Below are 3,923 nucleotides of genomic sequence, written 5' to 3'. Positions count from 1 at the left end.
CATACACTGGGGAAGATGGCGCTGTTGGAGGCGAATCTGATATTTCTCTTGAGCAAAGGGTAGAGAGTTACGATTCATACACTGGGGAAGAAGGGCCAAGTGGTCTGGCCCAAGAAACAGTGGATCGTAACGTGGGACATGGAGTATCCGAGGAGGAAAAACATAGCGATAGTGATTTTGGCAATGAGTTAAAGAAAACTTCAACTGATACTGATAATGCTTCAGTGGATGGACGTGATGATGAATAGTCACTTTGGAATTTCTTGGTGGTAAAGTGTTATGGGGACTAAGTTGACCAATGGCAACATTTTAAGATTTGCTATGTTGGCATGTCTACTAATGACTTCATGCGGCACTGAGGTTCCTTTTCCTAGGTGCGTGTCTGGTGATAACTTCAACAGCAATACTACCATCGCAGTTACTGCGTACTATTCCGAAGGAAACGTTGATGCGTTTAAGGCCGATAACGGAGAGGTAGGGAATGGATCGATTCCTGGGTCGACAAAACAAATTACCCGGTGGAAGGACACAGGATTAATTACGGATGGAGAAGAAATAGTAGTAAAAATAACAGGAGCTTGGGTGCCGTGGGCAAAAGATGGAGAAAAAACAAGCTCTCCAGTCGCTGTGAATACAGGTATTATAAGACCTACAGATCTTTCGGATGAATTTTACGATGCCGTAGTTGATGTTAGTAGAGTGTGTGGTCCTTTTGAGAAGACTACAAGAAAAGCTGGAAGTTGTCCTGCTTTAGAGTGCTATCATCTCCCACCTTCAGATGAAGAAGGAAAAGGCAAGTATGGACGGCCATGCTGGATGGAAAATGGTTATGGTGCGTACCTTTTATTCCAGAGGCCGGAAGATGGGAATCCTAATGAGACGCTCGACACAATTGAGTATCCTAAATCTCCCACTACCCACCTTGGATACGAAGGTACCGATCATGCGGCAGAGGATTATTACTCTTCTGGGAATAAAATCTTTGATAACAACTGCAACACAATAAAGCCGGAAAGGGGATGGAAGATATATGTTAAAATTCTCGATAATTACTATTACGATAACGCTGGTGGCTACGGTTTGGAATTTAAAAAGGGTGTTATCCAAGGTGAAAAAAGTGACATATTTGAAACTGTGCGCAAGCTGGTACGCGATGAATTAGATAAAGCAGGTAAAATTGTATTTACCAATATAGTTGAGAATCAATCGTTTAGGACTTTTGTTCTATCACTTGCCACTTTATTCATATTAGCTACTGCTCTTTCATACCTTCTAGGAGTGGTGCGCTCATCTTTAGCAGACCTTATAGTTAGGATTTTGAAAATCGTACTGGTGGTGATGCTCATATCTCCCAATAGCTGGGACTTTTTCCACAATCACCTTTTGAAGCTGTTTACAAAGGGAGTAGATGAAATAATAGCTCTAATAAATGGGCACGCAATAAATCAGACTTTCGATGCGAAGAGTCCGTTCTCATTTATGGACATAATGATAAGAGATAAAATATTTGCGCCGGTTGTGTGGGAAGCTAAGGCAAGAGCACTCATTACTGCAGATAAGGTCTCTATTTTTGCGCTGTTGATCATCGGTATTGCTGTCTTATTTTACATCGGATTGTGTCTCTACGGGTTCATAATTTACCTTACTGCATTTGTCGGGATAACGTTTTTAATATCTTTGATGCCGATCTTATTTGCAGGCATACTCTTTTCTAGATTCAAAAGTTTATTCGATGGGTGGCTAACGCAGTGCATAAGTTTTTCCATGCAAGCTATACTCATGTTCACTCTTATAGCCATGTTTGGACCACTCATTATGCATTACTATCACCGGATTTTTGGATTTACTGCGTGTTATAATGAGTGGGTACATGCGAAGATCTATGTTCTCGGGATAAAGATCATAGATCAAAAATACTATGAGTGGACCCCGGGGCAAGAATATGATCCCATAGTGATCAGAATTGGTGGTATTGATGATCAGGAACATCCCGGTATTGCGCGCTATAGATTTACTGGTGGCGGTAGTGTAATAAAGGTTCCTCCGGATTACAAAGATGAGGACTTCCGATATGTTGACCTCCCATTCTTAGACCCTGACACGACAACTTCCGCGCCGCCAGGTGGTGTCTCGTTGAAGAATGAAAAAGGACAATTCAGGAGAATTGCTGAACTTACCAATTCACTTGTTGCCGCAGAAAGAAGCGTAGGTATTGCTCGTTTAACGGGCTACATAGAAAAGGAACTGGAAAGTTTGCAGAAAGGTGGATCTGTTACTGCTGATAATAAGCAGAAATTCTCCAATATACTTAATGATAGCCAGTATGGGAATGAAAAGACAAGGTGGGATAATAAAAAACTCAAGGATGCGTTAATCAATAACTTAACCTCCAGTATTATAGCTGGTAATGCCAATCCCAGCACTCCATACACTGAGCTGGAAAAGCAGTACGACTATTCCATTATAAAGAGCATAAGACAAGGTTACATAGTTATGTGGCCCGAAGTGTTTGGCCTCATACTTGTAGCATTTTTGGTCTGGCAGATGAGAGCATTTGTACAGAGTGTTGCTGTGGTCCTATCCGGTGGTGGTATGATGTCCACAACCATAGCATCTATGTACGATGAAGGGTTTGCGAGGATTTTCTCAAAAATGCCTGTGCTCGGGCGCGCAATAGAGATGGCGGATTATGGGGTTGATAGTCTGAGAGTTATGGCAAGGGCCAGAATTGAAGGCGTTGCTTCAGCTGTCGTAAAAGCTCCTGAAAAAATGCTTGGAAGGGTACCGGTTGTGGGCGGTGCAATGGAAACTGTCATCCGTGGAGTGAGAGGGGTGGCAAGTTCAGTTACTTCTCCTCATGACGAAGCAGAAATGTATTCTATGCGTTCAATTTCTCCGGATTTTGATTACGCGAGGGCTTGGATGGGAGCGCATTTAGGATTTTCACCACTGGATGCATTGAAATATATGGGCTCTTATGCAGTGGGCTCTCCTACGGGTGGATTAATGCATAATATAAAACATGATAGAGAGGCATTAATAAGTAATTTAAGAACACTTACGAAGGGTGTAGATAAATATAAGCCAAGTCCGTATGTAGCAAGTGAAAAAGAGGATGAGGGTGATGTTTTCACCCCAAGAGAAGGCAATATGGGATTTGCCCAGGCGAATGTAAGGGATGTATTTGGTGGTGACTTTGATCATGGTATGGGAGGAGCCACTTCATCAAGAATGCAGGAACTTTTTGATGCAAGTGGGAACATACATGTTCATGCTGAGAATTTTGATACGGCGGTCAATACCTTACACGGATTAACTGTAATGCGCAAAAATGCAAGCGATAGTAGGGCATTGCAAAAAATAGATCACGACATAGATGTGCTTAAGGACGCCATTACAAGAATGGCTCTGGAGCATCGTGGTGAGCTTCCCGCCTACATGCAAGAGTTCGTTACTTCTGATGGAGTAGATTTTTCAGGGCTTATGATAACGGGTGCAATGCATCGTCTGCGGCAGAGTGCAGAGAATCAAGACGAGCGGTCTGGTAGTGGCTCAGATACCGAATCATTGGAGCTCCGAGCGCGAGATATGGAAGATACAAGTTTGCTTATAGGAACCAATGAGGGTGCGGTAAACTTGGAACACATGGTAGAAAGTGGGCAGGTTAGCGATCATATAACTACTAACGAATTTAGATTTGATGTTCCTGCAGATACCGAAGGAGTAACAGAAAGTGGCGCCCCACACCCTAACCTAGTTGATGAGCAAGCCAGAGTGTTGGAGGAAGCCCATAGAACACATACAAGCGCATTTGATGAAGCAGTTATGACCGAAGATATGGGTGGGGGTGTAGCACCTGAAGGGGTTGTAGCTGCTCATGTAACCGAAGACACAGGCTTAACCAGGGAAGAAGATGCATCTGC

2 protein-coding genes are annotated in these 3,923 nt (G+C 43.1%); both read left to right on the top strand.

Features of this window, described 5'->3' with window-relative positions:
• The coding region (locus R4I06_RS04415) for a hypothetical protein (RefSeq protein WP_334414370.1) at positions 1-248 on the top strand (248 nt) is incomplete at its 5' end.
• Between the two features lie 31 nt (positions 249-279).
• Positions 280-3,923 (top strand): TrbL/VirB6 family protein (locus tag R4I06_RS04410; RefSeq protein WP_334414369.1); only part of this gene is annotated, 3,644 nt, incomplete at its 3' end.

The sequence above is a fragment of the Anaplasma bovis genome (genome assembly GCF_036903315.1).
Taxonomy (GTDB): domain Bacteria; phylum Pseudomonadota; class Alphaproteobacteria; order Rickettsiales; family Anaplasmataceae; genus Anaplasma; species Anaplasma bovis.
The sequence above is the reverse complement of the archived record's forward strand: the minus strand, read 5'-3'. Positions and strand labels throughout refer to the sequence as shown.